Here is a 24,079-nt window from a genome sequence, read left to right on the forward strand (position 1 = left end):
GACAGCGTAAAGAGCCAAGCATGAAATTTACCATTGAACGTAGTCATTTAATCAAACCGCTACAGCAGGTTTCGGGCGCTTTAGGTGGCCGACCAACTCTGCCAATCCTGGGTAACCTACTTCTTAAAGTAGAAGAGAACGTATTGTCGATGACGGCAACCGATCTTGAAGTAGAGTTAGTAAGCAAAGTGACGCTAGAAGGTGATTTTGAAGCGGGCAGCATTACCGTTCCTTCGCGTAAGTTTCTCGATATCTGTCGTGGTTTACCGGACGATGCGATCATCACATTTGTATTAGAAGGTGATCGCGTACAAGTTCGCTCTGGTCGCAGCCGTTTCTCGTTGGCAACGCTTCCTGCGAACGATTTCCCTAATATTGAAGACTGGCAAAGTGAAGTGGAAGTATCACTGAGCCAAGCTGATTTACGTACGCTGATCGACAAAACTCAGTTCTCGATGGCGAATCAAGACGTTCGTTACTACCTCAACGGCATGTTGTTTGAAATTGACGGCACCACGCTACGCAGCGTAGCGACGGACGGCCACCGTATGGCGGTATCGCAAACTCAGCTAGGTGCGGACTTTGCGCAGAAGCAAATCATCGTGCCACGCAAAGGTGTGCAAGAATTAGTAAAGTTGATGGATGCGCCAGAGCAGCCCGTAGTACTTCAGATCGGTAGCTCCAATGTTCGTGCTGAGGTGAATAACTTTACTTTTACCTCTAAGTTGGTTGATGGTCGTTTCCCTGACTACCGCCGTGTATTGCCTCAGAGCACCAATAAGACACTAATAGCAAGTTGTGACGAGTTGCGCCAAGCCTTCTCTCGTGCTGCTATTCTTTCCAACGAAAAATTCCGTGGCGTGCGTGTGAATCTGGCTGATACTGAAATGCGCATAACCGCGAATAACCCAGAACAAGAAGAAGCGGAAGAGATGCTTGATGTAACCTTTGAAGGTGACGCCATCGAAATCGGCTTTAACGTAAGCTATGTGCTTGATGTTCTGAACACGTTGCGTTGTGAAAATGTACGAGTGTCGATGTCGGATGCTAACGCTAGCGCGTTGATTGAAAATGCCGACGATGACAGTGCCATGTACGTGGTGATGCCAATTCGTCTATAAGCCAACTGAATGCCTCTTTCTCGTCTCATCATTCAGCAGTTTCGAAACATTAAAGCCTGTGATATTGAGTTATCAGCAGGCTTTAACTTTCTTATCGGGCCGAACGGCAGCGGTAAAACCAGTGTCTTAGAAGCGGTTTATCTGCTCGGGCATGGCCGCTCATTCAAGAGCTCTCTCACCGGACGAGTGATACAAAATGAGTGTGACGAACTGTTTGTTCATGGTCGTTTTTTGAACTCGGATCAATTTGAGCTACCTATCGGCATTAATAAGCAGCGTGATGGCTCAACAGAGGTTAAAATAGGCGGTCAATCTGGACAAAAATTAGCGCAGTTGGCACAAGTTCTGCCTCTGCAGTTGATACACCCAGAAGGGTTTGATTTACTGACAGATGGCCCTAAACATCGTCGTGCGTTTATTGATTGGGGCGTGTTTCATACCGAGCCCGCTTTTTATCAAGCATGGGGAAGGTTCAAGCGCCTGAACAAGCAGCGCAACGCGTTGTTGAAAACCGCCAATAGTTATCGTGAGCTCAGTTATTGGGATCAGGAAATGGCAGGATTGGCTGAAAACATCAGCCAATGGCGAGCAAGTTACATCGAGCAGATGAAAACTGTCGCAGAAACTATCTGTCAGACATTTTTGCCAGAATTTGAGATCCAATTGAAGTATTATCGTGGCTGGGATAAAGACACTCCATACCACGAGATACTAGAAAAGAATTTTGAGCGTGATCAGGCATTGGGATATACCTTTAGTGGCCCAAACAAAGCTGATTTGCGCATTAAAGTGAACGGAACGCCCGTTGAAGATGTTCTGTCACGCGGTCAATTAAAACTCATGGTGTGTGCATTGCGTGTGGCGCAAGGGCAACACCTGACAGAGATGGCCGGTAAACAATGCATTTACCTAATTGATGACTTCGCGTCGGAATTAGATAGCCAACGTCGCAAGCGTCTTGCTGACTGCTTAAAAGAGACGGGCGCACAAGTATTTGTAAGCTCTATCACTGAAAGCCAAATCGCCGATATGTTGGACGATAACGGTAAATTGTTTCATGTGGAACATGGCAGGATAGAGTCAAACTAGAAGAGAGAAACTCATGTCTGAAAATTACGATTCATCGAGTATTAAGGTACTGAAGGGTCTGGATGCGGTACGTAAGCGTCCAGGAATGTACATCGGCGATACGGACGACGGCACCGGCCTTCACCACATGGTTTTCGAGGTGGTGGATAACTCAATTGATGAAGCGTTGGCAGGTCACTGTAAAGACATCGTTGTGACAATTCATGAGGATAACTCGGTTTCCGTTAGCGATGATGGTCGTGGCATTCCAACAGAAATCCACTCTGAGGAAAATGTCTCTGCAGCAGAAGTAATCATGACGGTTCTTCACGCGGGTGGTAAGTTCGACGATAACTCATACAAAGTATCGGGTGGTCTTCACGGGGTAGGTGTTTCAGTAGTAAACGCACTATCAGAGAAAGTTGAGCTAACGATTCATCGTGGTGGTCATATCCATACGCAAACCTACCGCCATGGTGAGCCTCAAGCGCCACTAGCCGTTGTGGGTGATACGGATAAAACCGGTACACAAATTCGTTTCTGGCCAAGTGCCGAGACGTTCTCTAACACTGAGTTCCACTATGACATTCTGGCGAAACGCCTGCGTGAACTGTCATTCCTGAACTCTGGTGTGTCGATCAAATTGGTTGATGAACGTGAAGCGGACAAACATGATCACTTCATGTATGAAGGTGGTATTCAAGCGTTCGTTGATCACCTAAACACCAACAAAACGCCAATCATCGAAAAAATCTTCCACTTTAACTCTGAGCGTGAAGACGGCATTTCAGTTGAAGTGGCGATGCAATGGAACGATGGTTTCCAAGAGAACATCTTCTGCTTTACCAACAATATCCCACAGCGTGATGGTGGTACTCACCTTGCTGGTTTCCGTGCTGCGCTAACACGTACATTGAACAGCTTTATGGATAAAGAAGGTTTCTCGAAGAAAGCGAAAACAGCGACTTCAGGCGACGATGCGCGTGAAGGTCTAACTGCGGTTGTTTCGGTGAAAGTGCCTGATCCTAAGTTCTCAAGCCAAACAAAAGACAAACTGGTTTCTTCTGAAGTGAAATCAGCTGTTGAGTCTGCAATGGGTGAAAAACTGTCTGAGTTTCTGATTGAGAACCCGACAGAAGCGAAGATGGTTTGTTCGAAAATCATCGATGCAGCACGTGCTCGTGAAGCAGCGCGTAAAGCTCGTGAAATGACGCGCCGTAAAGGTGCACTAGACCTAGCTGGCCTTCCAGGTAAACTTGCAGACTGTCAGGAAAAAGATCCGGCACTCTCTGAACTATACATAGTGGAGGGTGATTCGGCAGGCGGCTCCGCAAAACAAGGCCGTAACCGTAAGAACCAAGCAATCCTACCGCTAAAAGGTAAGATTCTTAACGTAGAAAAAGCGCGTTTCGACAAGATGCTGTCTTCGCAAGAAGTAGCAACGCTGATCACTGCACTTGGTTGTGGTATCGGTCGTGACGAGTACAACCCGGACAAGCTTCGTTACCACAACATCATCATCATGACCGATGCCGATGTCGATGGTTCGCACATCCGTACGCTACTGTTGACCTTCTTCTACCGTCAAATGCCAGAGCTTATCGAGCGTGGCTATGTGTACATCGCTCAGCCACCACTATACAAAGTGAAAAAAGGCAAACAAGAGCAGTACATCAAAGATGAAGAAGCGATGAACCAATACCAAGTATCATTGGCTCTGGACAACGCATCGCTACACGTAAACGCAGAAGCACCAGCATTGGCAGGTGAAGCACTAGAGAAGCTTGTTCAACAGTACAATGCGGGTATTAAACTGGCGGAACGTATGAGCCGTCGTTACCCAAGTGCTTTGGTAAACGAGTTGATTTACACTCCTCGCCTAACGCCAGAGCAATGCCATGACGCATCAGTTGTGGAAGCTTGGACGAAGCAGCTTATTGAACAGCTGAATGCGAAAGAAGTGGGTGCAAGCCAGTACAGCTACGAAGTTGAGCAGCACGAAGAGCTAGGCTTAAACTTGCCTAAGATTGTGGTTCGTACTCACGGCGTGACGCACGAACATGCAATTAGCATCGACTTCCTAAACTCGAAAGAGTACCGCAAGTTGGCTGATCTATCAGAAGCACTTGATGGACTTCTGGAAGAAGGCGCGTACATCAAACGTGGTGAGCGTACTATGCCAGTGGCAAACTTTGCAGAAGCGCTTGACTGGTTAGTGAAAGAGTCAATGCGTGGCTTAAGCCGTCAGCGCTACAAAGGTCTAGGTGAGATGAACCCAGACCAACTTTGGGAAACCACCATGGACCCAGAAACTCGTCGTATGATGCAGGTAACGATTGAAGATGCGGTAGGCGCAGATCAACTGTTCACTACGCTAATGGGTGACCAAGTAGAACCTCGTCGTAACTTCATCGAAGAGAACGCACTGAAAGTAGCGAACCTAGACGTATAACGACACTGTTCGTGATAGTAAAAAGCAGCGAGAAATCGCTGCTTTTTTTGTTGTACCACCAGCTAAAATCGCCACTTTCTGCTAAAGCGGATGTTTTTCTGGTACTAACTGCCAACAACCCGATCAAGCCTGCCATTTTATTTCTGTTTTCTTTTTTTCTCGCCATTTTGTTCGCTTGAGCGTTTTTGCTTTCTTTTTTCTGCTCGCTATAGTGCTGAAGAGCTGATGAATAAGGAGACTAAGAAAATGGTGATGACTTTCCTGAACTAAGCCGGAAGTGATGCACTTCCGGTTCAATGCACTGAATTTATTTGTAAGACAAGGCATTAAGAAGGAAATAATCATGTTTGAACGCTGGTTCTCAGCGTACTGCTTGGCGCTGCGAACTTGGTGGTTAACCAGTCGCTTTTTAACCTATCAATCACCACTAAGGTTGTTATCGCTATTTGAAACCTGCGAGCAACAAGCCCATTGCCGTAACCGAACTCGTATTGCGGTTGGGGACACGGTTCGCTTAGTGGATGTTGAACGCGCCTATCAATATCGCATGACATTGGTCAGCTCGCGCAAGGGGCAACCCATGACAGGTATGCTCGCGGTCGATTCTTATTTGGGGTCTCGACTATTAGGTCGAGCTAAAAATGATGCGCTCGAAGTGGAAATTTTTAATCAGCGACGCTGCTTTGTGATTACTGAAATTGTTCATCAATCGCAACCACCAGCTCAGAAAATGCTGTGTGGTTGTCTGTTGTGCCAATAAATAGAGGTGAAGTCATGAGTAAGAAAGAAAAGAAACAACCGCAGTTGAGTCTAAAAGAAAAGCGCAAACTAAAGCAGGAAAAGGCGGCAGAAAAGGGCGTTGTAAAAGCGCGTAAATCCTCCCGCAAGTAAAGTGTAGATTGAGCCCTCCAGAACGGCGGGCTTTTTATCACTGATCGCGAAGTGATGAGGAACTAAGCTGTTCAAGGGGATAGTGGATGCTTTAAAAATTTTTTGTTTTTTCCCTTGAAAGTCATTTTTGACGACCTTATATCTAGTTATGAAGAGGGTGACTGGCTTGCTAGAGACTAGAAGACCAGCCCTCTGAAATCGCTAAAACGAGATCGCTCAGAAGAGGATATGGCGTTTTAGCACACAACTTAAACCTTTAGATTCAATATCATGTCTCCGAGCCAAACCAAGGCCAGTGGAATGATAAGAATCTCTTAGTTCGGCGTTGGTTTTTGCATAAACACGCCAGTAGGATTGAACTCATCTGAACTAAGACTATTGCTTAATTAAGAGGATAGATTTATGCGTAATGTAGATTTCTCACCACTATACCGTAATGCAATTGGCTTTGATCGTCTGCTAAACCTGATGGAAGCGAATACAGCGAAAAATACTTCTGGCGGTTACCCTCCATACAACATTGAGCAAAAAGACGAGCACAACTACCGTATTACTATGGCCGTTGCTGGCTTTGCTGAAGAACAGCTCGATCTGACTCAAAACGAAAACATGTTGATTGTGAAGGGCGAACGTAAAGCAGAAGAAGGCAAAAACTACGTTTACCAAGGTATTGCAGAACGTGATTTTGAACGTAAATTCCAGCTAGCGGATTACGTAAAAGTCGTGGGTGCATCAATGGAAAACGGTCTGCTTCATATCGATTTAGTTCGTGAAATCCCTGAAGCCATGCAACCACGTAAGATTGCTATCGGTGGCAACAACCTGATTGAGAACAACTAATCAGTTAACCACCCGGTTATAGAATGAGAAAGAGCGCCATATGGGCGCTCTTTTTAGTTTGGGGTTTTCAAATCCGCTATTTTAAAGCTGTAATTTCAAAGAGAAGAACGGCTGAGTTCAATCCGTCTATTTACCTTCGCGGTAAGCCTTTTCCACTTCTTCAGCGATAATCGCAATGCCTTTTTGCATCATCTCATCATCTTGAACGTAGTTCATACGCAGGCATTGGTGCGCGTGATCCCACTCGTCTTGCTGACCAATAAAGAAATATTCACCAGGGACAATCAATACGCCACGCGCTTTCAAGCGTTGGTACAGTTCCATTGTTGTGATTGGCAGTTCATCAAACCATAACCACAAGAAGATAGCGCCTTCCGGCTTGTGGATGCGGAATCGCTCATCGGTAACTGCTTGTTGGAGCAGTTCAACCGCTCGTTGTGATTTTTGCTTGTAGAACGGCTTAATCACCTCTGAACTCAGTTTAAGCAGATCACCTTTGCCAATTATATGGTTTGCCAGCGCTGGACCAACACTGCCCGGCGCTAGGCTGATGATGCCGTTCATATTGGTTAATGCTTGCGTGATTTCTTCACTCGCAATCACAATGCCACAACGCACGCCCGGTAAACCAAGCTTAGATAGGCTCATGCATAGGATGGTGTTTTCATTCCAGAACGGTTCGACATCTTCAAAGATGATGTTCGGGAAAGGTAGACCGTAGGCGTTATCGATGATCAGCGGGATGTTGTTCTCACGTGCTAGCTTGTCCAGCTTACGTACTTCTTCGTCTGTCAGTACATTACCCGTTGGGTTGGTTGGACGAGATGCACAGATTGCCGCAACAGAGTCGTCGACGGTTAGCTGCTCAAAATCGACGTGGTATTTAAACAGACCGTTATCTAACAGCTCGATTTCTGGGTGGTAAGAGATAAAGATATCTTCATCAATGCCAGCATCACCATAACCGATGTATTCAGGTGCGATAGGCAGTAGCACTTTCTTGTGCGAACCGTCTGGCTGTTTACCTGCCAACAAGTTGAACAAGTAGAAGAAGCCACTCTGGCTACCGTTAGTTAGGCTGATGTTCTTTTCGGAAATATCCCAGCCGTAAGTTTCACGGAATAACTGAGCTAGCGCTTTGACGAACGCGTCTTTACCCTGCGGGCCATCGTAGTTGGCGAGGGCGGCGACGAGCTCCCCACTGGCGAGCATTTCCTCACTGGCTTGGTGAAAGTAATCGAGCATGGCAGGAATGGCGGCAGGATTACCTCCACCGAGCATGATGGCACCTGGTGTGCGCAGACCATCATTCAAATCGTCCATTAACTGCGTAATACCTGAATACTGATTAAATTTTTCACCAAACTTTGAGAACTGCATGCTGACTTATACCTAATTCATTGTGATTGCTTTGTGTATGTTTATGCCGATGTTTTATCGGCTTATCGAGTAATCCTTGACCTTACCTCAATGTGTAATTAACGCAAAGTGTGAATTAAGCCGAAAAAGAAAAAAGTGCGTCATCAGACCAGAGGAACGAGACACAAGGGCAAAAAGAACAATAAAAAAGGGAAGCTTATGCTTCCCTTGCTGGTGGAGAGAGTGTGATTTACTCACCGGTGTAAACAATCAACACCTTGTCGTCTTGGTATTGGCGTTCAAACGCGTAATAACCTTCTTGGTTGCGAGTGATGTGCTTACCTTGAGCAACTGCTGGGTGGCGTTTACGGAATTCACCCAACTTTTGCCAATGTTTCAGTAGATCTTCTCGCTCGCCATGAATCTTATCCCATGGCATATCTGAGCGTGTGCCTTGGTGGGCGTCTGAACCAGTAATGCCAAAATCACGAGCTATCTCATCACCGTAATAGATTTGTACTGCACCGGGAGCCAGCATCAGAGCATTCGCGGCACGTGCTTGGTCATCAAAGCTGCGACTGCGCGCTGACCAAAACAGCTGTGTATCGTGTGAAGATAGGTAGCTCAACACGTTGAACTCAGGATCGGTATTGATGCGTTCTGCATAGCGGCGGTAATCATTATCAAGTTGAGCGAAACACTTCAGCGCTTTTGGTGCTACGTCAGATTGGAACTCGAAGTTGATGATGGAATCGAAGCCGTTATCGAAATATGGGCTCTTCACCACGCTGTGTGCCCACACTTCACCCGTCATCCAGAAAGGTAGGTCATCCAAGGCTTTGTCCGGATTGTTTCGCTTCCATTGAGCAAGCGCTTGGGTGGTGCTGGCTTTTAACTCTGCCCACGCTTCCATTTCAACGTGTTTGGCAGTGTCGACACGGAAGCCATCAATGCCATAGTCGCGCACCCAATCGGATAACCACGTAATCAGATGTTCACGTGGGGTTTGTAGCTCATCTTGCGCATTGGTGTCTTTATTGCGGAAGAAGTTTGGTAGTCCGGTTTTCTGAGTCGATTCGGTTTTTAGATCCGGTAGGTAGTTCAAAGACATGGTGATGTCGTTGTAGCCCGGAGCATCGTAGTCACCAATGTCGGTGCGGATCCAATCTTTGCCCCACCATTTATCCCACGCTTCGCTATCTCCGTATTTGATGTAGTCGTTGAAGCTGTGCCAGCTTTGTCCTGATTTTGGCTGCCAGTCGGTCCATTTTTCACCAAGGACTTCTTTAGCTTCTTGGTCATCAAGGTAAAGCTGACCAAATCCGAATTCCTGCATGTCTGCTAATGTCGCATAACCTGTGTGGTTCATGACTACATCCCAAATCACGCGGATGCCTTTCTTGTGGGCGGTATCGACGAAGGTTCTGAGTTCATCTTCGGTACCCATGTTGGCATCAAGCTTGGTCCAATCTTGGTGGTAGTAGCCGTGGTAGCCGTAGTGCTTAAAGTCGCCTTTATCGCCGCCGCCAACCCAGCCGTGGATTTGTTCCAGTGGTGAGGTTATCCAGATAGCATTGACACCAAGTGATTCGATGTAATCGAGTTTTTTCGTCAGACCCGCTAAGTCACCACCGTGGAAGGTACCAATCTCATATTGTCCGTCTTTGCTGCGACCGTAGCTGTTGTCGTTGTCTGGGTTGCCATTGTAGAAGCGGTCGGTCATGACGAAGTACACCGTCGCATTGTCCCAACTGAACGGTTTGTCGGCTTGCTGTTCAACTTCTTCTAGCAGCAATAGACCTTGGCTCATAGGACCCGGTTGCATGGTGACGCTGCCATTGGCGACAGTGGTTTCTTGTTCGGTTAAGGCATCACGAACGACAGTGCCATCATTAAAAGTTTGAGCAACGTTGATGGTTTTTGGTGTGTCAGTTGCGACAGGGCAAGAGTAGGTGATGTCCTGACTTTGTTTTGGTTTAATTTTTACCGTCAGTTCGTTGGTGGTTGGATTGAGCGTAAATTGATAGGTATTGGCTTTGAAGATGCGCAGCAGCATTTGTGCATCAGTGGCGCAATTATCCATTTTTAATGGACGATTGAATTTGATGCGATCTTCTTCTGCTAGGGCAAAGCTACTGCCACAGCTTTGCTTGCTGTCAGCAATGGTAAAGGTATAACTGCCTTTTTCGAGTTTTTGCTCAGCGACAAGTAAGCCTTGTGAGTTTTCCTCAAAAACAGCGGTGTCATCACCAACGTTTAATACGATGGCATTTTCTGGTATCTGGCTGCAGGCGCTCAGTAGACCGATAGAGAGTGCGAGAATTGTTTTTTTCATTGTGTCCTTCCCCCGAATAAACAGTCCAGTTATAGCAAAACTGTGCCTCTACAATCCGAGCTCTACACCAACAAGTTAAACGCGTCTCACCCTACAAATTTTAGTCTTGTTCACAAAATGAATAATAAGCGTCACCTTCATCGGTTTGAAGGCAACAAAAAAGGGAAGCATCTGCTTCCCTTTTACTTATTTCTTAATCACTTCGAAGAGTAATGAATTACTTTTGAAGCAAAGAAATGTCTGCGATCTGTAGGAACAGGTTACGCAGGTTGTTCAGTAGTGTCAGACGGTTCTTCTTAAGTGCTTCGTCGTCTGCCATTACCATTACGTTATCAAAGAATGCATCAACTGGTTCACTTAGGTCAGCTAGCTTGCTTAGGGCTTCTTGGTAGTTACCTGTAGCAAATGCTGGCTCTAGCGCTTCCGTCATTACTTCAACGCTTTCTGCTAGTGCTTTCTCTGCGTCTTCTTGTAGAAGTGCTAGGTCGATGTCTGCTGCTAGTTCGCCGTCGAATTTCGCTAGGATATTACCTACACGTTTGTTCGCTGCTGCTAGAGACTCTGCTGCTTCTAGTTCACGGAAGTGAGAAACCGCTTTAACTCGTTGGTCGAAGTCTGCTGGTTTCGTCGGGCGACGCGCTAGAACTGCTTGAATGATGTCTACGCTGAAGCCTTCGTCTTGGTACCAAGCACGGAAACGACCAAGCATGAACTCGATAACGTCTTGCTCAACGTTGTCGTTGGTTAGGCGATCGCCAAACAGTGACTTCGCTTTCGCTACTAGGTCAACAAGATCTAGGTTGTAGCCGTATTCAACGATGATACGTAGTACACCTAGAGATGCGCGGCGTAGTGCGAATGGATCGCTGCCTTTAGGCGCTTGACCAATACCGAAGATACCTACGATAGTGTCTAGCTTGTCTGCCATTGCAACTGCAGTTGAAACACCGTTAGATGGCAGTTCATCACCTGCGAAACGAGGCATGTATTGCTCGTTCAGTGCGACTGCAACTTCTTCTGCTTCACCGTCGTGGCGAGCATAGTGCATACCCATAACACCTTGAGTATCCGTGAATTCGAATACCATTGAGGTCATTAGGTCACATTTTGCTAGTAGACCAGCACGCTTTGATTTCTCAACGTCAGCACCGATTTGCTCAGCAATGTAGCCAGCAAGCTCTGTGATGCGGTCTGTTTTGTCTTTGATCGTACCCAGTTGCTTTTGGAAGATCGCTTGCTCTAGTTCAGGCAGACGGTCGATAAGCGGACGCTTACGGTCTGTGTTGAAGAAGAATTCTGCGTCAGCAAGACGAGGACGAACCACTTTCTCGTTACCTTCGATTACGTAACGAGGCTCTTTTGATTCGATGTTCGATACGAAGATGAAGTTAGGTAGTAGCTTCTTGTTTTCATCGTAAACAGGGAAGTACTTCTGGTCACCCTTCATGGTGTAAACCAACGCTTCAGAAGGCACTTTTAGGAACTCTTCTTCAAACTTCGCTGTTAGTACTACTGGCCATTCAACCAGAGACGTTACTTCTTCTACTAAGTCATCTTCTAGGTCAGCGATACCGCCAACCGCTGCTGCCGCTTTTTGTGCGTCAGCTAGGATGATTGCTTTACGCGCTTCGTAATCTGCCATTACTTTACCGCGCTCTTCTAGGATCGCAGGGTATTGCTCAGCAGAATCGATAGTAAACTCTTGCTCACCCATGAAGCGGTGGCCACGGATAGTGCGGTCAGAAGCAACACCAAGGATCTCGCCTTCGATTAGGTCGCTGCCCATTAGCATGGTTAGCGTCTTAACTGGACGGATGAACTGAGTTGTTTTGTTACCCCAGCGCATTGGTTTTGCGATAGGTAGGTTTGCTAGTGCTTTCGCTGCAAGTTCAACGACGATCTCAGACGTTGGCTGACCTTTCACTTCTTGTTTGAACAGTAGCCATTCGCCTTTGTCTGTAACCATGCGTTCTGCTTGGTCAACCGTGATGCCACAACCGCGTGCCCAGCCTTGAGCTGCTTTTGTTGGGTTGCCTTCCGCGTCAAACGCTGCAGAAACTGCAGGACCACGCTTTTCAACAACTTTGTCAGACTGGCTGTCTGCTAGTGCTGCTACTTTAAGTGCAAGACGACGAGGTGCCGCGAACCATTTCACGCCTTCGTGAGCAAGCTCAGCGCCTTTTAGTTCTGCTTCGAAGTTTGCTGCGAATGCTTCAGCTAGAGTGCGAAGTTGCGTTGGTGGTAGCTCTTCTGTACCTAGCTCGATTAGAAATTCTTTTGCCATGTTACTCTACCCCTTACGCTTGTTCTTTCTTACACATTGGGAAGCCAAGAGCTTCACGCGATGCGTAGTATGCTTCTGCAACTGCTTTCGTCAGGTTGCGGATGCGTAGGATGTAACGTTGGCGTTCAGTTACTGAGATCGCTTTACGCGCATCTAGTAGGTTGAATGCGTGGCCAGCTTTTAGAATGCGTTCGTAAGCAGGCAGTGGCAGTGGCTTTTCAAGCTCAAGTAGTTCTTTACACTCTTTTTCACACTGTTCGAAGAAACCAAATAGGAATTCAACGTCTGCGTGCTCGAAGTTGTAAGTTGATTGCTCTACTTCGTTTTGGTGGAAGATATCACCGTAAGTCACTTTGCTGCCGTCTGGTGCGATGTTCCAAACTAGGTCGTAAACAGAGTCTACTTCTTGGATGTACATTGCTAGACGTTCGATACCGTAAGTGATTTCACCAGTTACTGGTTTACACTCAAGACCACCAACTTGCTGGAAGTAAGTAAACTGGGTCACTTCCATGCCGTTTAGCCAAACTTCCCAGCCCAGACCCCATGCGCCTAGTGTTGGGTTTTCCCAGTTGTCTTCTACGAAACGGATGTCGTGTACAAGAGGGTCAATACCAAGAACTTCAAGGGAGCCAAGGTACAACTCTTGAATATTGTCAGGCGATGGTTTTAGCGCTACTTGGAATTGGTAGTAGTGCTGAAGACGGTTAGGGTTTTCACCGTAACGGCCATCAGTAGGACGACGTGAAGGTTGTACGTAAGCTGTCGACATTGGCTCTGGGCCAAGCGCTCGTAGACAGGTCATTGGGTGAGAGGTACCCGCACCCACTTCCATATCTAGCGGTTGAACAATGGTACAACCATTTTGAGCCCAATAATCCTGCAGCGCGAGGATCATTCCCTGGAAGGTTTTGATATCGTATTTTTGCATAAGTCAGGTTCGCGCGATTCTCTTGTTACTCGTTAATTCGTCATCTATGCCGAGTTTTTCAACTCTAACAACGGCGATAAAGAGTAATTACGGTTGAATAAATTAACAATCTAGTATAACCAGATATTGAGCATGGGAGTAGAGCTAATCTTGATTAATTCGTGGGCGATTTTCTCCTTTAATGAATTTTTACCGCGTTATCTGCTGTATTTTTCCTAAAAGGGAGTTTTTGCCTGCTTTGGCTCTTGAGAAGCGCAACAAAGGTGGCTAGAATTGCGCCTGTCTTTGGGGAGTAGCTTACCTGATGAAGTTTCTGTTTCATCTGGTTCGTCCGTCAACATAATTGGTGCAAAATCACCATGGCGTTCGAGACTTGAAGCCTTTCAAGTTTAGCAAGACCTTAGACAAATCATCACGAACCGGGGTAGGGGCGTGAGGTTTGTCTTCGGTTAAAAATAATAATCCCTGCCCCAATGAGCATGTCGTGAGCGTTTTAGCTATTTCAATTACTACTGTAGCGTTAGCAGAAATTGGCGATAAGACCCAATTGCTATCTCTATTACTTGCAAGTCGTTACCGAAAACCAATCCCAATTATTGCAGCAATCTTTTTGGCAACTATTGCCAACCACGCTTTGGCTGCATGGTTAGGTGTGGTTGTCGCAGACTATCTATCACCTGAGATTTTAAAGTGGGTGCTGGTGGTCAGTTTTGTCGCGATGGCGGCTTGGGTTCTGATCCCGGACAAACTGGATGATGACGAGCAGATTTCTAATCGAGGCCCATTTATTGCCAGCTTTATCGCGTTCTTCGTTGCGGAGATAGGCGATAAAACTCAGATCGCCACTTCCATCTTAGGGGCGCAATACGCGGATGCGTTAAGTTTGGTGATTATCGGTACCACAATCGGTATGCTGCTGGCGAATGTACCTGTGGTCCTGATTGGTAAATTGTCGGCCGACAAGATGCCTTTAGGGCTGATCCGTAAAATCACCGCATTTTTGTTTATTGCTCTGGCAATAGGGGCTGCACTGTTCTGATTTTTTGCACGTGAAATGATGTGAGTTATCAATCATTAGTGGCGTGCTGCGCGAGTTCAAACTCTGACTCTAAATCGTTCCTTTGCGTGACGGATGACATATAAGTGTCATACTTGTCATGGTAGTTTAATGGTGTGAATGATAGCGAGAGGGCAAGTTTATGCTTACACGTTACATGGGGATGTCCCCGAAGAGTCAGAGTTATTTATTCACTTTTGGTTTAGCGCTGTGTTTACTAGCGATGGTGCTAACTGATATGTGGTTACCGATTGTAGCAGGATCGTTCGTTCTTACTGGATTGACAGTAGAAGCGTGGATTCGTGTCGCTCACATCATTCCTATGCATGAAGAGATGCGGGCAATGAAGAAACAACTTAACAAGCTCCAATCAGAAGTTCGCACACTCGAATACGACGAATAAACAAACGGCAGCCAATATAGGCTGCCGTTTTTAGTTCGACCAGATTATTCCAATCCTTTCTTGATCAGGTACTGATACGGAACTTGCTCCGTTTGTGCCGCAACTAATTGGTGGTCCATAAAGCGGCAGAAACTCGGAATGTCTCGAGTCGTGGATGGATCGTCTGCTTTGACCAGCAAAATCTCACCATCTTGCATGTTGCGAATTGTCTTCCTGACCATCATCACTGGCTCTGGGCAGCGCAGTCCTTCCGCCTCTAATGTCTTGTTTGCCAGTTCAGGATTAAAGCTCATAGTGTGATTCTCGTAACTAACTGAGCGTTGAATTTTACTTTCGTTGAAAAAATATTCAATAACCACTTGGCAAACCGAATTTTTTGTTTTACCTTAAATTAACAATTTGGTAACAACTGGCAAGGGAGAGGCAATGTTAACAGCGTTAGACAGACTTACGATTTACTCAGTGCTGTGTTTTATCTCGTTTTGTGCATTGGTACTCAGGACGCCAGCTGACACCTCTTTGACGCCTCTTGTAGGCATGGTTGCCACTATTATTGGGATTTGGATCGAGATGCGCAGATGGTCTGGCGCATCTGAGCAAGAAAATTAGCGCTTCTTGCTTGGATCAGAATGCTTTTAATAACGCTCACCTATTTTTTACCGACACTTCATTCCGACACTATCCCCATTTTTCTTGGGCTTCCCCGCTGAAAGGCGGGATTTTTTTTGCCTAAAGAGTACAATTTACCCAAACACATACAAAATAAGTGGCTAATTCGTGGAACTGGAAGATATCTATCGCCGAGATTTAAATTTACTGGTTGCGTTGCGAGTACTGATAGAGGAAAACAGTGTCAGTAAGGCAGCAACACGTCTGAACTTGAGTCAATCGGCAATGAGTCGTGTGCTTGGTCGTCTGCGTGACTTATTGGGAGATCCGCTGTTTACTCGTCAGGGACAGCATTTGATCCCAACTCAGAAAGCGTTAGAGATCGATCGCTCATTGGGCGAGCCATTAGAGTCTTTACGTCAGTTGTTATCTCCGGTTGAGTTTGACCCATTGCAATGCGTGCAGACTTTCAACATCGTGACCACCGACTATGCCATGCAAACGATCTTACCGTTCGCTTTGCCGAGAATTTACCAAGAAGCGCCAAACGTGTCTTTCAACTTCTTACCACTGCAACACGACCGTTTATCAGATCAGCTCACTTATGAAGGTGCAGACTTAGCGATTTGTCGCCCGACAGGCCCGGTGGAGCCTCTACGCAGTGAAGTGTTGGGGCGAGTGGGGGTGCTGTGTATGCTTTCAAAACAGCATCCATTAGCGAATAAAGAAATGAGCTTGGATGATTATCTGAGTCATCCACATGCCATGATCGCCATCAGTGATGGTGTTAAGGCACTGATCGAACAAGCTTTGATGGAGAAACCTAAGCGTAAAATGGTTCTGCGGGCTTATCATTTAGAAGCCGCATTGGCGATCATGGATACCTTGCCAATTATCATCACAGTGCCAGCGGACTTGGCGTATCTGGTTGCCGAGCGTTATGACTTGGTGGTGAAACCGTTACCATTCCAATTCACGCCGTTTGAATACTCGATGATTTGGCATGCGCGTTGCGAGCATTCTCCCGCTCAAGAATGGTTAAGAACGATTGTGCGTGAAGAGTGTAGCCGTCTGATAGCTAGACGTATCGAAGATATGGGACTGAACTGCTAACAAAAAAGAGCCAGCAATGCCGGCTCTTCGTCTGTTTACACTGAGTCAGTGTTTATAGCTTGATAACCACACGACCCGTTACTTGACCGTTGGTGATGTCTTCTGCATATTTCGGTGCTTCAGTAAGAGCAACTTCAGTACACGCTTGCTCGAAGTAGCTGTCTGGTAGTAGCTCGACCAGCTTTTCCCATGCTGCGATACGTTTCTCTGTTGGGCACATTACTGAGTCCACACCTTGTAGGCGAACATTACGTAGGATGAACGGCATCACTGTGGTTGGTAGATCAAAACCACCTGCAAGACCACAAGCTGCAACTGCACTGTTGTAATCCATTTGCGCCAATACTTTAGCCAGTACTTTGCTGCCTACAGTATCAACCGCACCTGCCCATACTTGCTTTTCAAGTGGACGTGCTGGTTCTTCAAATTCAGTACGGTCGATGATGCGGCTAGCACCTAGTTTTTCAAGTAGCGGGCCATTTTTTTCTACACGACCTGTCACTGCAGCAACTTTGTAGCCAAGCTGTGCTAGAAGCGTTACTGCGACTGAGCCTACACCGCCACTTGCGCCAGTTACAAGGATTTCACCATTTTCAGGTTTGATGCCTGCATCAAGCAGTGCTTGAACACATAGCATGCCAGTGAAGCCAGCAGTACCAACCATCATTGCTTTCTTGCTGTCTAGACCTTTTGGTAGTGGTACTAGCCAATCTGCTTTTAGACGAGCACGCTGAGACATACCACCCCAGTGGTTTTCACCCACGCCCCAGCCAGTAAGGACAACTTTGTCACCAGCTTGGTAGCGGTCGTCTTCTGAGCTTACTACCGTACCTGCTAAGTCAATACCTGGCACCATCGGGAAGTTACGGATGATTTTACCTTTACCTGTGATCGCAAGGCCGTCTTTGTAGTTTAACGATGAGTAATCAACGTCAATCAGAACGTCGCCTTCAGGCAGTTGTGTTTCATCGATTTGCTCGATGTTAGCGATAGTACGTTTGTCTTCTTGATTTAGAACTAGAGCATTAAACATAAGGTTCTCCGATTGTGCGGTAGCATGACTCTGGGTCACATGCAGCAAGATATCAACTGGTCTAAGTGTATGTCTTCTTTGTCTATGAATAAAATGAAACTTGAGCATTTAATGTATGCTCTTCATGCATGTTTGATGTAAAACAAAAAGGGCGACATCAATTGTCGCCCTTAAGTGTAATACTAAAAATTTTAGTACTAGTTCATTTGCTTATGATTGTTGGCTCGATCACTACAACAACGTCTTGAACTGTTATGGTCGTTCAAATACTGTCGCAATGCCCTGACCCAAACCGATACACATGGTGGCCAGACCGTATTTCGCGTCTTTCGCTTCCATTAGGTTGATCAACGTTGTTGAGATACGTGAACCAGAACAGCCTAGTGGATGACCCAATGCTATCGCACCACCGTTAAGGTTGACCTTCTCATCCATAACATCAAGCAGGCCTAAGTCTTTAGCACACGGCAGAGACTGCGCGGCAAATGCTTCGTTTAGCTCAACCACATCCATGTCTTCAATTGAAAGACCGGCACGCTTGAGCGCTTTTTTCGTCGCAGGTACAGGACCGTAACCCATAATAGAAGGATCGCAGCCCGCAATGGCCATGCCTTTAATACGTGCACGAATCTTCAAACCAAGCTCATTGGCTTTCTCTTCGCTCATGATCAACATCGCTGATGCACCATCGGACAGAGCCGATGATGTACCGGCTGTTACTGTACCGTTTGCTGGGTCGAACACTGGGCGAAGTTGAGATAGACCTTCAACGGATGTTTCAGGGCGAATCACTTCGTCGTAATCCAGAGTGAACAGTGTGCCATCTGCTGCGTGGCCTTCAATTGGTAGAATTTCGTTTTTAAAACGACCCTCTACGGTTGCTGCGTGCGCACGAGCGTGAGAGCGAGCGGCAAACTCGTCTTGTTGCTCACGGCTAATACCATGTAATTTACCAAGCATTTCAGCCGTTAAGCCCATCATGCCCGCAGCTTTTGCTACGTTCTTTGACATACCTGGGTGAAAGTCTACACCGTGGTTCATTGGCACATGCCCCATGTGCTCAACGCCACCAATTAGGCAGATTTCAGCATCGCCAGTCATGATGGCACGTGTACCGTCGTGAAGCGCTTGCATTGATGAACCACACAAGCGGTTAACCGTCACGGCGCCAATTTCAATCGGCAGGCCCGCGAGTAGCGCGGCATTACGTGCAACGTTAAAGCCTTGCTCTAGTGTTTGCTGTACACAGCCCCAGTAGATGTCTTCAATCTCGCTTGGGTTCACTTGTGGGTTACGCGCAAGAATGCCTTTCATTAGGCGCGCAGATAGATCTTCTGCTCGTGTATGACGGAAAGCACCACCTTTAGAGCGACCCATTGGAGTACGTAGACAATCGACTACGACAACATTTCTTGTTTGATTAGTCATTTTAGAATCCCTCCTTAGATAGAACCTTGCTGTTGTGCACCGTAAAAGCTTTCACCTTTCGCCGCCATATCAATCAGCATTTGCGGTACTTGGTACATCGCACCTAGCTCGGCGTGTTGTTTTGCCATTTCAACGTATTCAGCAATACCCACGCTGTCTAGATAGCGGAATACGCCACCGCGGAATGGAGGGAAACCAAGACCATAAACCAGTGCCATATCCGCTTCTTGTGGAGTGGCAATGATGCCTTCTTGTAGGCATAGCACCACTTCGTTGATCATTGGAATCATCATACGTTGAATGATGGTCTGATCGTCAAAGTCCTGCTTATCGGCACAAACGTCAGCAAGTACCGGTAAGATCGCTTCGGAGAAGGTTTTCTTCGGCTTACCTTTTTTATCTATGGTGTAGCTGTAGAAGCCATTACCATTTTTCTGACCATATTTGTCTGCTTCGAACAGTGCATCAATCGCATCACGACCTTGTTTACCCATACGCTCAGGGAAACCGTCAGCCATCACAGCTTGTGCGTGGTGCGCGGTATCAATGCCGACTACGTCAAGCAAGTACGCCGGTCCCATCGGCCAGCCAAACTTACGCTCCATGACTTTGTCGATTTTCGTAAAGTCAGCACCATCACGAAGTAGCATGCTGAAGCCGCCAAAGTATGGGAACAATACGCGGTTAACGAAGAACCCTGGGCAGTCATTAACGACAATTGGTGATTTGCCCATTTTCGCAGCATACGCCACAACACGATTGATGGTTTCATCAGAGGTGTGCTCACCACGGATGATCTCAACAAGAGGCATACGATGCACTGGGTTGAAGAAGTGCATACCACAGAAGTTTTCTGGGCGTTTTAGTGATTTTGCCAATAGGTTGATAGGAATCGTCGAGGTGTTTGAGGTGATAACGGTGTCGTCACCGACATGGGACTCAACTTCACTCAAAACTGCTGCTTTTACTTTCGGGTTTTCAACGACAGCTTCAACAATCACATCAGAGTTTTCAATACCTGCGTAATGTAAGCTCGGTGTGATTGACGCTAAAATACCCGCCATCTTAAAGCCATCAATGCGACCGCGAGATAAGCGTTTATTCAGCAGCTTAGATGCTTCAGTCATGCCTAGGTCGAGCGACGCTTGCGCGATGTCTTTCATTAAGACTGGCACACCTTTTAGCGCTGATTGGTAAGCAATGCCGCCACCCATGATACCTGCACCTAATACGGCTGCACGTTGCGTGTCTTTACTTGCTGACTTCGCTGCTTTTTTCGCAATGCCTTTGATGTATTGATCATTAAGGAATAGGCCAACGAGTGATTTTGCTTCTTCCGATTTAGCCAATTTCACGAAGTGCTTACGTTCAATGTCTAACGCTTCATTACGTGCAAAGCGAGCACCTTCTTCAATCGTGATAACGGCTGTCATTGGGGCAGGGTAGTGAGGACCTGCTTTTTGTGCCACCAGACCCTTCGCCATGGTGAAGCTCATCATTGATTCAAGCTTACTCAGCGTTAGAGGCGATGTTTTCTGTGCTCGGCGTGCTTGCCAGTCAAGTTTCTCATTAATTGCAGAGTTAAGAGTTTGTAGTGCTGATTCGTATAAAGCATCAGTCTCTACAACAGCATCGAGTAAGCCAATTTTCAATGCTTCATCAGCTCGGCATGCTTTACCTTGGGTTATGATTTCCATTGCGCTGTCTGCGCCAATAACGCGAGGTAAGCGTACACAACCACCAAAGCCCGGCATGATTCCCAGTTTCGTTTCTGGTAGGCCGATGCTGGTGGTTTTGTCACCAATACGCATGTCTGTTGCTAGCACACATTCACAACCGCCACCAAGAGCGTGGCCTTTGATCACTGAGATGGTCGGAACGGGTAAGTCTTCTAATTTGTTAAAGATGCTATTAGCAAATTGCAGCCATTGGTCGAGCTCGGCATCCGTTTTAGCAAACAGACCTAAAAACTCGGTAATGTCTGCGCCTACAATGAATGCGTCTTTATCTGAAGTGAGCAACAACCCCTTGAGGCCTTGATGGGCAATGAGCGCATCAAGAGCTTTATCTAGCGATTCTAATGTCGCTAGGTCGAGTTTGTTGACGGATTTTGGAGAGCAGAAGCTTAGCTCTGCAATACCATCTTGTATTTCCTTTACCTGTAGGGTTTCGGCTTGGTAAATCATTGTCTATCTCCATGACATACAATCGTGGATTGTCTGTATACCTATTTCAACGACGCCGTGTACCTCGGCAAATAGGTATCGAGGAAGTCGTTTTATTTTTGTTCTGGTTTGACCAGTAAGGTTAGTTTGGATCGTGGATTGTTTAATTTCAATACATTTTTTAAACAAGTGTTTAACATTGTGCGCTGTGGCAGATCTTATGCGACGGGTAAATCACACTCGTGATAGACTTCAGGCAAATAGACATGAATCCATAATCCTATGAATGACAAGCCTTATCTGATTCCAGCAGAGCCCGCTCAATTTGAAGAAGAAATTAAAAAGAGCGTCTTCATTACTTATTTGGCACACACGCCAAGTATCGAAGCTGCAAAAGCATTTGTTGATCAAATCAAAGCTAAACACGCTGATGCTAGACATAACTGTTGGGGCTTTGTTGCTGGTCGACCAGAAGATTCGATGAAGTGGGGCTTTAGTGATGATGGAGAACCTTCAGGGACGGCAGGCAAACCAATCCTGGCGCAGCTGTCTGGATCTGGGGTGGGGGAGATCACGGCTGTGGTCACGCGATACTCTGGTGGAATCAAGTTAGGTACAGGCGGCTTGGTTAAAGCGTATGGGGGTGGGGTTCAACAAGCGCTCAAGCTGCTTCAAACTATTGAGAAAAAAATAACCACAAAGCTCAGACTAACGTTAGACTATGGGTTTATGCCTATCGCACAATCAATCATGCCGCAATTTGGTGCGATAGAAGTCGAGGCTGAATACAGCGATCAGGTCGTATTAGTGGTGGAAATTGAGCTTCGAGAAGTGAGCGCGTTTACCCAAGCAATCATCAATAAAAGCGGGGCAAAGGCAATTGTCACTCCGCTAGACGGACAATAATGAAAAACAGGAAGCAACAGGGACAGCTTCGCTAGTCAATTTATCCATGCAATTTCGTTCAATTATTCGAATCGTCGGGCTACTGCTCGCACTCTTTAGTGTCACTATGCTTGCGCCAGCACTCGTTGCGCTGATCTATCGAGATGGTGCTGGTGTGCCTTTTGTCACGACATTTTTTGTTCTGCTGTTTTGTGGGGCCGTTTGTTGGTACCCAAACCGCAGGTATAAGCACGAGCTTAAAGCTCGAGATGGCTTTCTTATTGTCGTCTTATTCTGGACAGTACTTGGCAGTGCAGGCTCGATCCCCTTTCTCATTGCTGACAATCCGAACGTCTCAGTGACAGATGCGTTTTTTGAATCGTTTTCTGCTCTCACGACGACCGGGGCGACCGTTATTGTTGGTTTGGATGAGTTACCTAAAGCGATTCTATTCTATCGACAGTTACTGCAGTGGTTCGGCGGTATGGGAATCATCGTATTAGCGGTGGCGATTTTGCCAGTACTTGGCATCGGTGGTATGCAGCTTTACCGCGCCGAGATCCCAGGTCCAGTCAAGGATACTAAAGTGACGCCGCGCATAGCAGAAACTGCTAAGGCGCTTTGGTACATCTATTTGAGCCTGACTATCGCCTGTGCTTCGGCTTTTTGGTTAGCTGGTATGACGCCATTTGATGCCATCAGTCACAGCTTTTCCACCATTGCCATTGGTGGCTTCTCTACCCACGATGCCAGCATCGGATACTTTGATAGTTACGCGATTAACCTGATTACGGTGGTTTTTCTGCTTATATCTGCATGTAATTACACACTGCACTTTGCTGCATTTGCATCAGGTGGCGTACATCCCAAGTATTACTGGAAAGATCCTGAGTTTCGCGCCTTCTTGTTTATTCAAGTGCTGCTATTTATCATTTGCTTTCTATTATTACTGAAACATCACTCTTACACATCGACATACGATGCTTTCGATCAGGCTCTGTTCCAAACTGTATCAATATCCACAACAGCGGGCTTTACGACAACAGGTTTTGCGGATTGGCCGCTCTTCTTACCTGTGCTGTTATTGTTCTCTTCCTTTATAGGTGGTTGTGCTGGTTCAACAGGCGGCGGCATGAAAGTGATCCGTATCCTGCTTCTTACCTTACAAGGTGCGCGTGAACTAAAACGTTTGGTGCACCCTCGTGCGGTTTACACCATCAAAGTGGGTGGCAGTGCCCTACCGCAACGTGTTGTCGATGCAGTTTGGGGTTTCTTCTCCGCATACGCATTGGTATTTGTGGTTTGTATGTTGGGGTTGATTGCAACAGGAATGGATGAGCTCAGTGCGTTCTCGGCGGTGGCTGCGACTCTGAACAACCTCGGTCCTGGCTTGGGAGAAGTAGCGCTGCACTTTGGTGATGTTAACGACAAAGCAAAATGGGTATTGATAGTTTCTATGCTGTTTGGTCGTTTGGAAATCTTTACCTTACTTATTCTACTTACGCCGACGTTTTGGCGTAGCTAAGGGGAAATCGTGGCAAAAGCATTATTTCTATACTCTTCCCGCGAAGGGCAGACTAAAAAAATTCTCCACTATATAGATGAACAACTTCCAGACTTCGATTGTGAGCTGGTGGATTTACATAATGTCGAGACGATTGACTTCAGCCAATACGACAGAGTATTGATAGGCGCCTCTATTCGCTATGGCCATCTTAATAAAAAGCTATACCAGTTTATTGAGCGAAACCTCAATCAATTGGAGCAAAATAAAGTGGCATTTTTCTGCGTAAACCTAACCGCTCGTAAAGAGGACCAAGGAAAGGATACACCTGAAGGTAGTGCCTACATTCACAAGTTCCTAATTAAGTCGCCTTGGAAACCAACGCTAATAGGTGTTTTTGCTGGTGCACTTTATTACCCACGTTACAGCTGGTTCGACAGAACTATGATTAGGTTCATTATGTCGATGACGGGTGGCGAAACTGATACGACCAAAGAGGTGGAGTACACCAATTGGGAAAAAGTGGCTCTTTTCGCAGATAAATTCAGAGAACTGTAGAAATAACGTGCTCTTTTGACCGCTTTTGATGCAAATTTATCCG

20 protein-coding genes are annotated in these 24,079 nt (G+C 46.4%); 12 read left to right on the forward strand and 8 right to left on the reverse strand.

Going from position 1 to position 24,079, the window contains the following annotated elements; translation table 11 throughout:
* The first annotated feature begins 20 nt into the window (after positions 1 to 20).
* The 5 genes from dnaN to R7Q41_RS21110 all read left to right on the forward strand — a co-directional run bounded on the left by dnaN (position 21) and on the right by R7Q41_RS21110 (position 6,372).
* Positions 21 to 1,121, forward strand: coding sequence for a DNA polymerase III subunit beta (gene dnaN / locus R7Q41_RS21090; RefSeq protein WP_005394106.1), 1,101 nt, complete (start codon positions 21 to 23; stop codon positions 1,119 to 1,121).
* A 9-nt stretch (positions 1,122 to 1,130) separates the two neighbouring features.
* Positions 1,131 to 2,210 (forward strand): DNA replication/repair protein RecF, encoded by a 1,080-nt coding sequence (gene recF, locus R7Q41_RS21095; protein ID WP_005378839.1) that lies wholly within the window; start codon positions 1,131 to 1,133, stop codon positions 2,208 to 2,210.
* 13 nt (positions 2,211 to 2,223) lie between these two features.
* Positions 2,224 to 4,641, forward strand: coding sequence for a DNA topoisomerase (ATP-hydrolyzing) subunit B (gene gyrB / locus R7Q41_RS21100; protein ID WP_042523897.1), 2,418 nt, complete (start codon positions 2,224 to 2,226; stop codon positions 4,639 to 4,641).
* Positions 4,642 to 4,984: 343 nt separating this feature from the next.
* On the forward strand, positions 4,985 to 5,401 hold the full coding sequence (locus R7Q41_RS21105) for a GreA/GreB family elongation factor (RefSeq protein ID WP_017821918.1): 417 nt from the start codon (positions 4,985 to 4,987) through the stop codon (positions 5,399 to 5,401).
* 533 nt (positions 5,402 to 5,934) lie between these two features.
* On the forward strand, positions 5,935 to 6,372 hold the full coding sequence (locus R7Q41_RS21110) for an Hsp20 family protein (protein ID WP_005378857.1): 438 nt from the start codon (positions 5,935 to 5,937) through the stop codon (positions 6,370 to 6,372).
* A gap of 126 nt (positions 6,373 to 6,498) precedes the next feature.
* On the opposite strand, the gene R7Q41_RS21115 is transcribed toward R7Q41_RS21110, so the two are convergent.
* The 4 genes from R7Q41_RS21115 to glyQ all read right to left on the reverse strand — a co-directional run bounded on the left by R7Q41_RS21115 (position 6,499) and on the right by glyQ (position 13,281).
* Positions 6,499 to 7,752: a valine--pyruvate transaminase gene (locus R7Q41_RS21115; RefSeq protein WP_042523899.1), complete on the reverse strand. Its 1,254-nt coding sequence runs from the start codon at positions 7,750 to 7,752 to the stop codon at positions 6,499 to 6,501.
* Between the two features lie 229 nt (positions 7,753 to 7,981).
* Positions 7,982 to 10,066, reverse strand: a complete 2,085-nt coding sequence (locus R7Q41_RS21120) for an alpha-amylase (protein ID WP_318144653.1) — start codon at positions 10,064 to 10,066, stop codon at positions 7,982 to 7,984.
* Positions 10,067 to 10,283: 217 nt separating this feature from the next.
* A complete protein-coding gene (gene glyS, locus R7Q41_RS21125; RefSeq protein WP_053052464.1) occupies positions 10,284 to 12,350 on the reverse strand; it encodes a glycine--tRNA ligase subunit beta in 2,067 nt (688 codons plus the stop codon).
* Positions 12,351 to 12,363: 13 nt separating this feature from the next.
* Positions 12,364 to 13,281, reverse strand: a complete 918-nt coding sequence (gene glyQ, locus R7Q41_RS21130) for a glycine--tRNA ligase subunit alpha (RefSeq protein ID WP_005383818.1) — start codon at positions 13,279 to 13,281, stop codon at positions 12,364 to 12,366.
* 484 nt (positions 13,282 to 13,765) lie between these two features.
* On the opposite strand from glyQ, the gene R7Q41_RS21135 reads away from it, so the two are divergent.
* Both R7Q41_RS21135 and R7Q41_RS21140 read left to right on the forward strand, forming a co-directional pair.
* A complete protein-coding gene (locus tag R7Q41_RS21135; protein WP_005378877.1) occupies positions 13,766 to 14,320 on the forward strand; it encodes a TMEM165/GDT1 family protein in 555 nt (184 codons plus the stop codon).
* 160 nt (positions 14,321 to 14,480) lie between these two features.
* The gene (locus R7Q41_RS21140) at positions 14,481 to 14,741 is read left to right on the forward strand and encodes a hypothetical protein (RefSeq protein WP_005378878.1); all 261 of its coding nucleotides are present in this window, start codon (positions 14,481 to 14,483) and stop codon (positions 14,739 to 14,741) included.
* A 44-nt stretch (positions 14,742 to 14,785) separates the two neighbouring features.
* On the opposite strand, the gene tusA is transcribed toward R7Q41_RS21140, so the two are convergent.
* Positions 14,786 to 15,034: a sulfurtransferase TusA gene (gene tusA / locus R7Q41_RS21145; RefSeq protein ID WP_005378879.1), complete on the reverse strand. Its 249-nt coding sequence runs from the start codon at positions 15,032 to 15,034 to the stop codon at positions 14,786 to 14,788.
* Between the two features lie 133 nt (positions 15,035 to 15,167).
* Here tusA and R7Q41_RS21150 point away from each other — a divergent pair, with 133 nt between their 5' ends.
* Entirely contained in the window at positions 15,168 to 15,350 is a 183-nt protein-coding gene (locus R7Q41_RS21150) for a hypothetical protein (RefSeq protein WP_005378880.1), read from the forward strand.
* Between the two features lie 168 nt (positions 15,351 to 15,518).
* Positions 15,519 to 16,463: a LysR family transcriptional regulator gene (locus tag R7Q41_RS21155; RefSeq protein ID WP_318144654.1), complete on the forward strand. Its 945-nt coding sequence runs from the start codon at positions 15,519 to 15,521 to the stop codon at positions 16,461 to 16,463.
* A gap of 52 nt (positions 16,464 to 16,515) precedes the next feature.
* Here R7Q41_RS21155 and R7Q41_RS21160 read toward each other — a convergent pair whose 3' ends face one another.
* From R7Q41_RS21160 to fadB, 3 genes are all read right to left on the reverse strand, one after another.
* The gene (locus R7Q41_RS21160; protein ID WP_054730021.1) at positions 16,516 to 17,496 is read right to left on the reverse strand and encodes an MDR family oxidoreductase; all 981 of its coding nucleotides are present in this window, start codon (positions 17,494 to 17,496) and stop codon (positions 16,516 to 16,518) included.
* Between the two features lie 252 nt (positions 17,497 to 17,748).
* Positions 17,749 to 18,924, reverse strand: a complete 1,176-nt coding sequence (gene fadA / locus R7Q41_RS21165) for an acetyl-CoA C-acyltransferase FadA (protein WP_006743176.1) — start codon at positions 18,922 to 18,924, stop codon at positions 17,749 to 17,751.
* 14 nt (positions 18,925 to 18,938) lie between these two features.
* Positions 18,939 to 21,110: a fatty acid oxidation complex subunit alpha FadB gene (fadB, locus tag R7Q41_RS21170; RefSeq protein WP_054579435.1), complete on the reverse strand. Its 2,172-nt coding sequence runs from the start codon at positions 21,108 to 21,110 to the stop codon at positions 18,939 to 18,941.
* Between the two features lie 261 nt (positions 21,111 to 21,371).
* Between fadB and R7Q41_RS21175 the strand changes: the two genes are divergently transcribed.
* Genes R7Q41_RS21175 through hemG form a run of 3 tightly spaced genes read left to right on the forward strand, consistent with a single transcriptional unit; the run spans position 21,372 to position 24,036 of the window.
* Complete coding sequence (locus tag R7Q41_RS21175) at positions 21,372 to 21,995, forward strand: YigZ family protein (protein WP_005378891.1); 624 nt, start codon at positions 21,372 to 21,374, stop codon at positions 21,993 to 21,995.
* A gap of 46 nt (positions 21,996 to 22,041) precedes the next feature.
* The gene (locus tag R7Q41_RS21180) at positions 22,042 to 23,499 is read left to right on the forward strand and encodes a TrkH family potassium uptake protein (protein WP_005378893.1); all 1,458 of its coding nucleotides are present in this window, start codon (positions 22,042 to 22,044) and stop codon (positions 23,497 to 23,499) included.
* A gap of 9 nt (positions 23,500 to 23,508) precedes the next feature.
* On the forward strand, positions 23,509 to 24,036 hold the full coding sequence (hemG, locus tag R7Q41_RS21185; protein WP_054577148.1) for a menaquinone-dependent protoporphyrinogen IX dehydrogenase: 528 nt from the start codon (positions 23,509 to 23,511) through the stop codon (positions 24,034 to 24,036).
* Positions 24,037 to 24,079 lie beyond the last annotated feature (43 nt).

Source organism: Vibrio sp. 2096 (assembly GCF_033339595.1).
Taxonomy (GTDB): domain Bacteria; phylum Pseudomonadota; class Gammaproteobacteria; order Enterobacterales; family Vibrionaceae; genus Vibrio; species Vibrio alginolyticus.

Bases quoted from the DNA above. Each gene is read 5' to 3' on its own strand.
- dnaN (WP_005394106.1), top strand. From the start codon at position 21: ATGAAATTTACCATTGAACGTAGTCATTTAATCAAACCGCTACAGCAG.
- recF (WP_005378839.1), top strand. From the start codon at position 1,131: ATGCCTCTTTCTCGTCTCATCATTCAGCAGTTTCGAAACATTAAAGCC.
- gyrB (WP_042523897.1), top strand. From the start codon at position 2,224: ATGTCTGAAAATTACGATTCATCGAGTATTAAGGTACTGAAGGGTCTG.
- R7Q41_RS21105 (WP_017821918.1), top strand. From the start codon at position 4,985: ATGTTTGAACGCTGGTTCTCAGCGTACTGCTTGGCGCTGCGAACTTGG.
- R7Q41_RS21110 (WP_005378857.1), top strand. From the start codon at position 5,935: ATGCGTAATGTAGATTTCTCACCACTATACCGTAATGCAATTGGCTTT.
- R7Q41_RS21115 (WP_042523899.1), bottom strand. From the start codon at position 7,752: ATGCAGTTCTCAAAGTTTGGTGAAAAATTTAATCAGTATTCAGGTATT.
- R7Q41_RS21120 (WP_318144653.1), bottom strand. From the start codon at position 10,066: ATGAAAAAAACAATTCTCGCACTCTCTATCGGTCTACTGAGCGCCTGC.
- glyS (WP_053052464.1), bottom strand. From the start codon at position 12,350: ATGGCAAAAGAATTTCTAATCGAGCTAGGTACAGAAGAGCTACCACCA.
- glyQ (WP_005383818.1), bottom strand. From the start codon at position 13,281: ATGCAAAAATACGATATCAAAACCTTCCAGGGAATGATCCTCGCGCTG.
- R7Q41_RS21140 (WP_005378878.1), top strand. From the start codon at position 14,481: ATGCTTACACGTTACATGGGGATGTCCCCGAAGAGTCAGAGTTATTTA.
- tusA (WP_005378879.1), bottom strand. From the start codon at position 15,034: ATGAGCTTTAATCCTGAACTGGCAAACAAGACATTAGAGGCGGAAGGA.
- R7Q41_RS21150 (WP_005378880.1), top strand. From the start codon at position 15,168: ATGTTAACAGCGTTAGACAGACTTACGATTTACTCAGTGCTGTGTTTT.
- R7Q41_RS21160 (WP_054730021.1), bottom strand. From the start codon at position 17,496: ATGTTTAATGCTCTAGTTCTAAATCAAGAAGACAAACGTACTATCGCT.
- fadA (WP_006743176.1), bottom strand. From the start codon at position 18,924: ATGACTAATCAAACAAGAAATGTTGTCGTAGTCGATTGTCTACGTACT.
- fadB (WP_054579435.1), bottom strand. From the start codon at position 21,110: ATGATTTACCAAGCCGAAACCCTACAGGTAAAGGAAATACAAGATGGT.
- R7Q41_RS21175 (WP_005378891.1), top strand. From the start codon at position 21,372: ATGAATGACAAGCCTTATCTGATTCCAGCAGAGCCCGCTCAATTTGAA.
- R7Q41_RS21180 (WP_005378893.1), top strand. From the start codon at position 22,042: ATGCAATTTCGTTCAATTATTCGAATCGTCGGGCTACTGCTCGCACTC.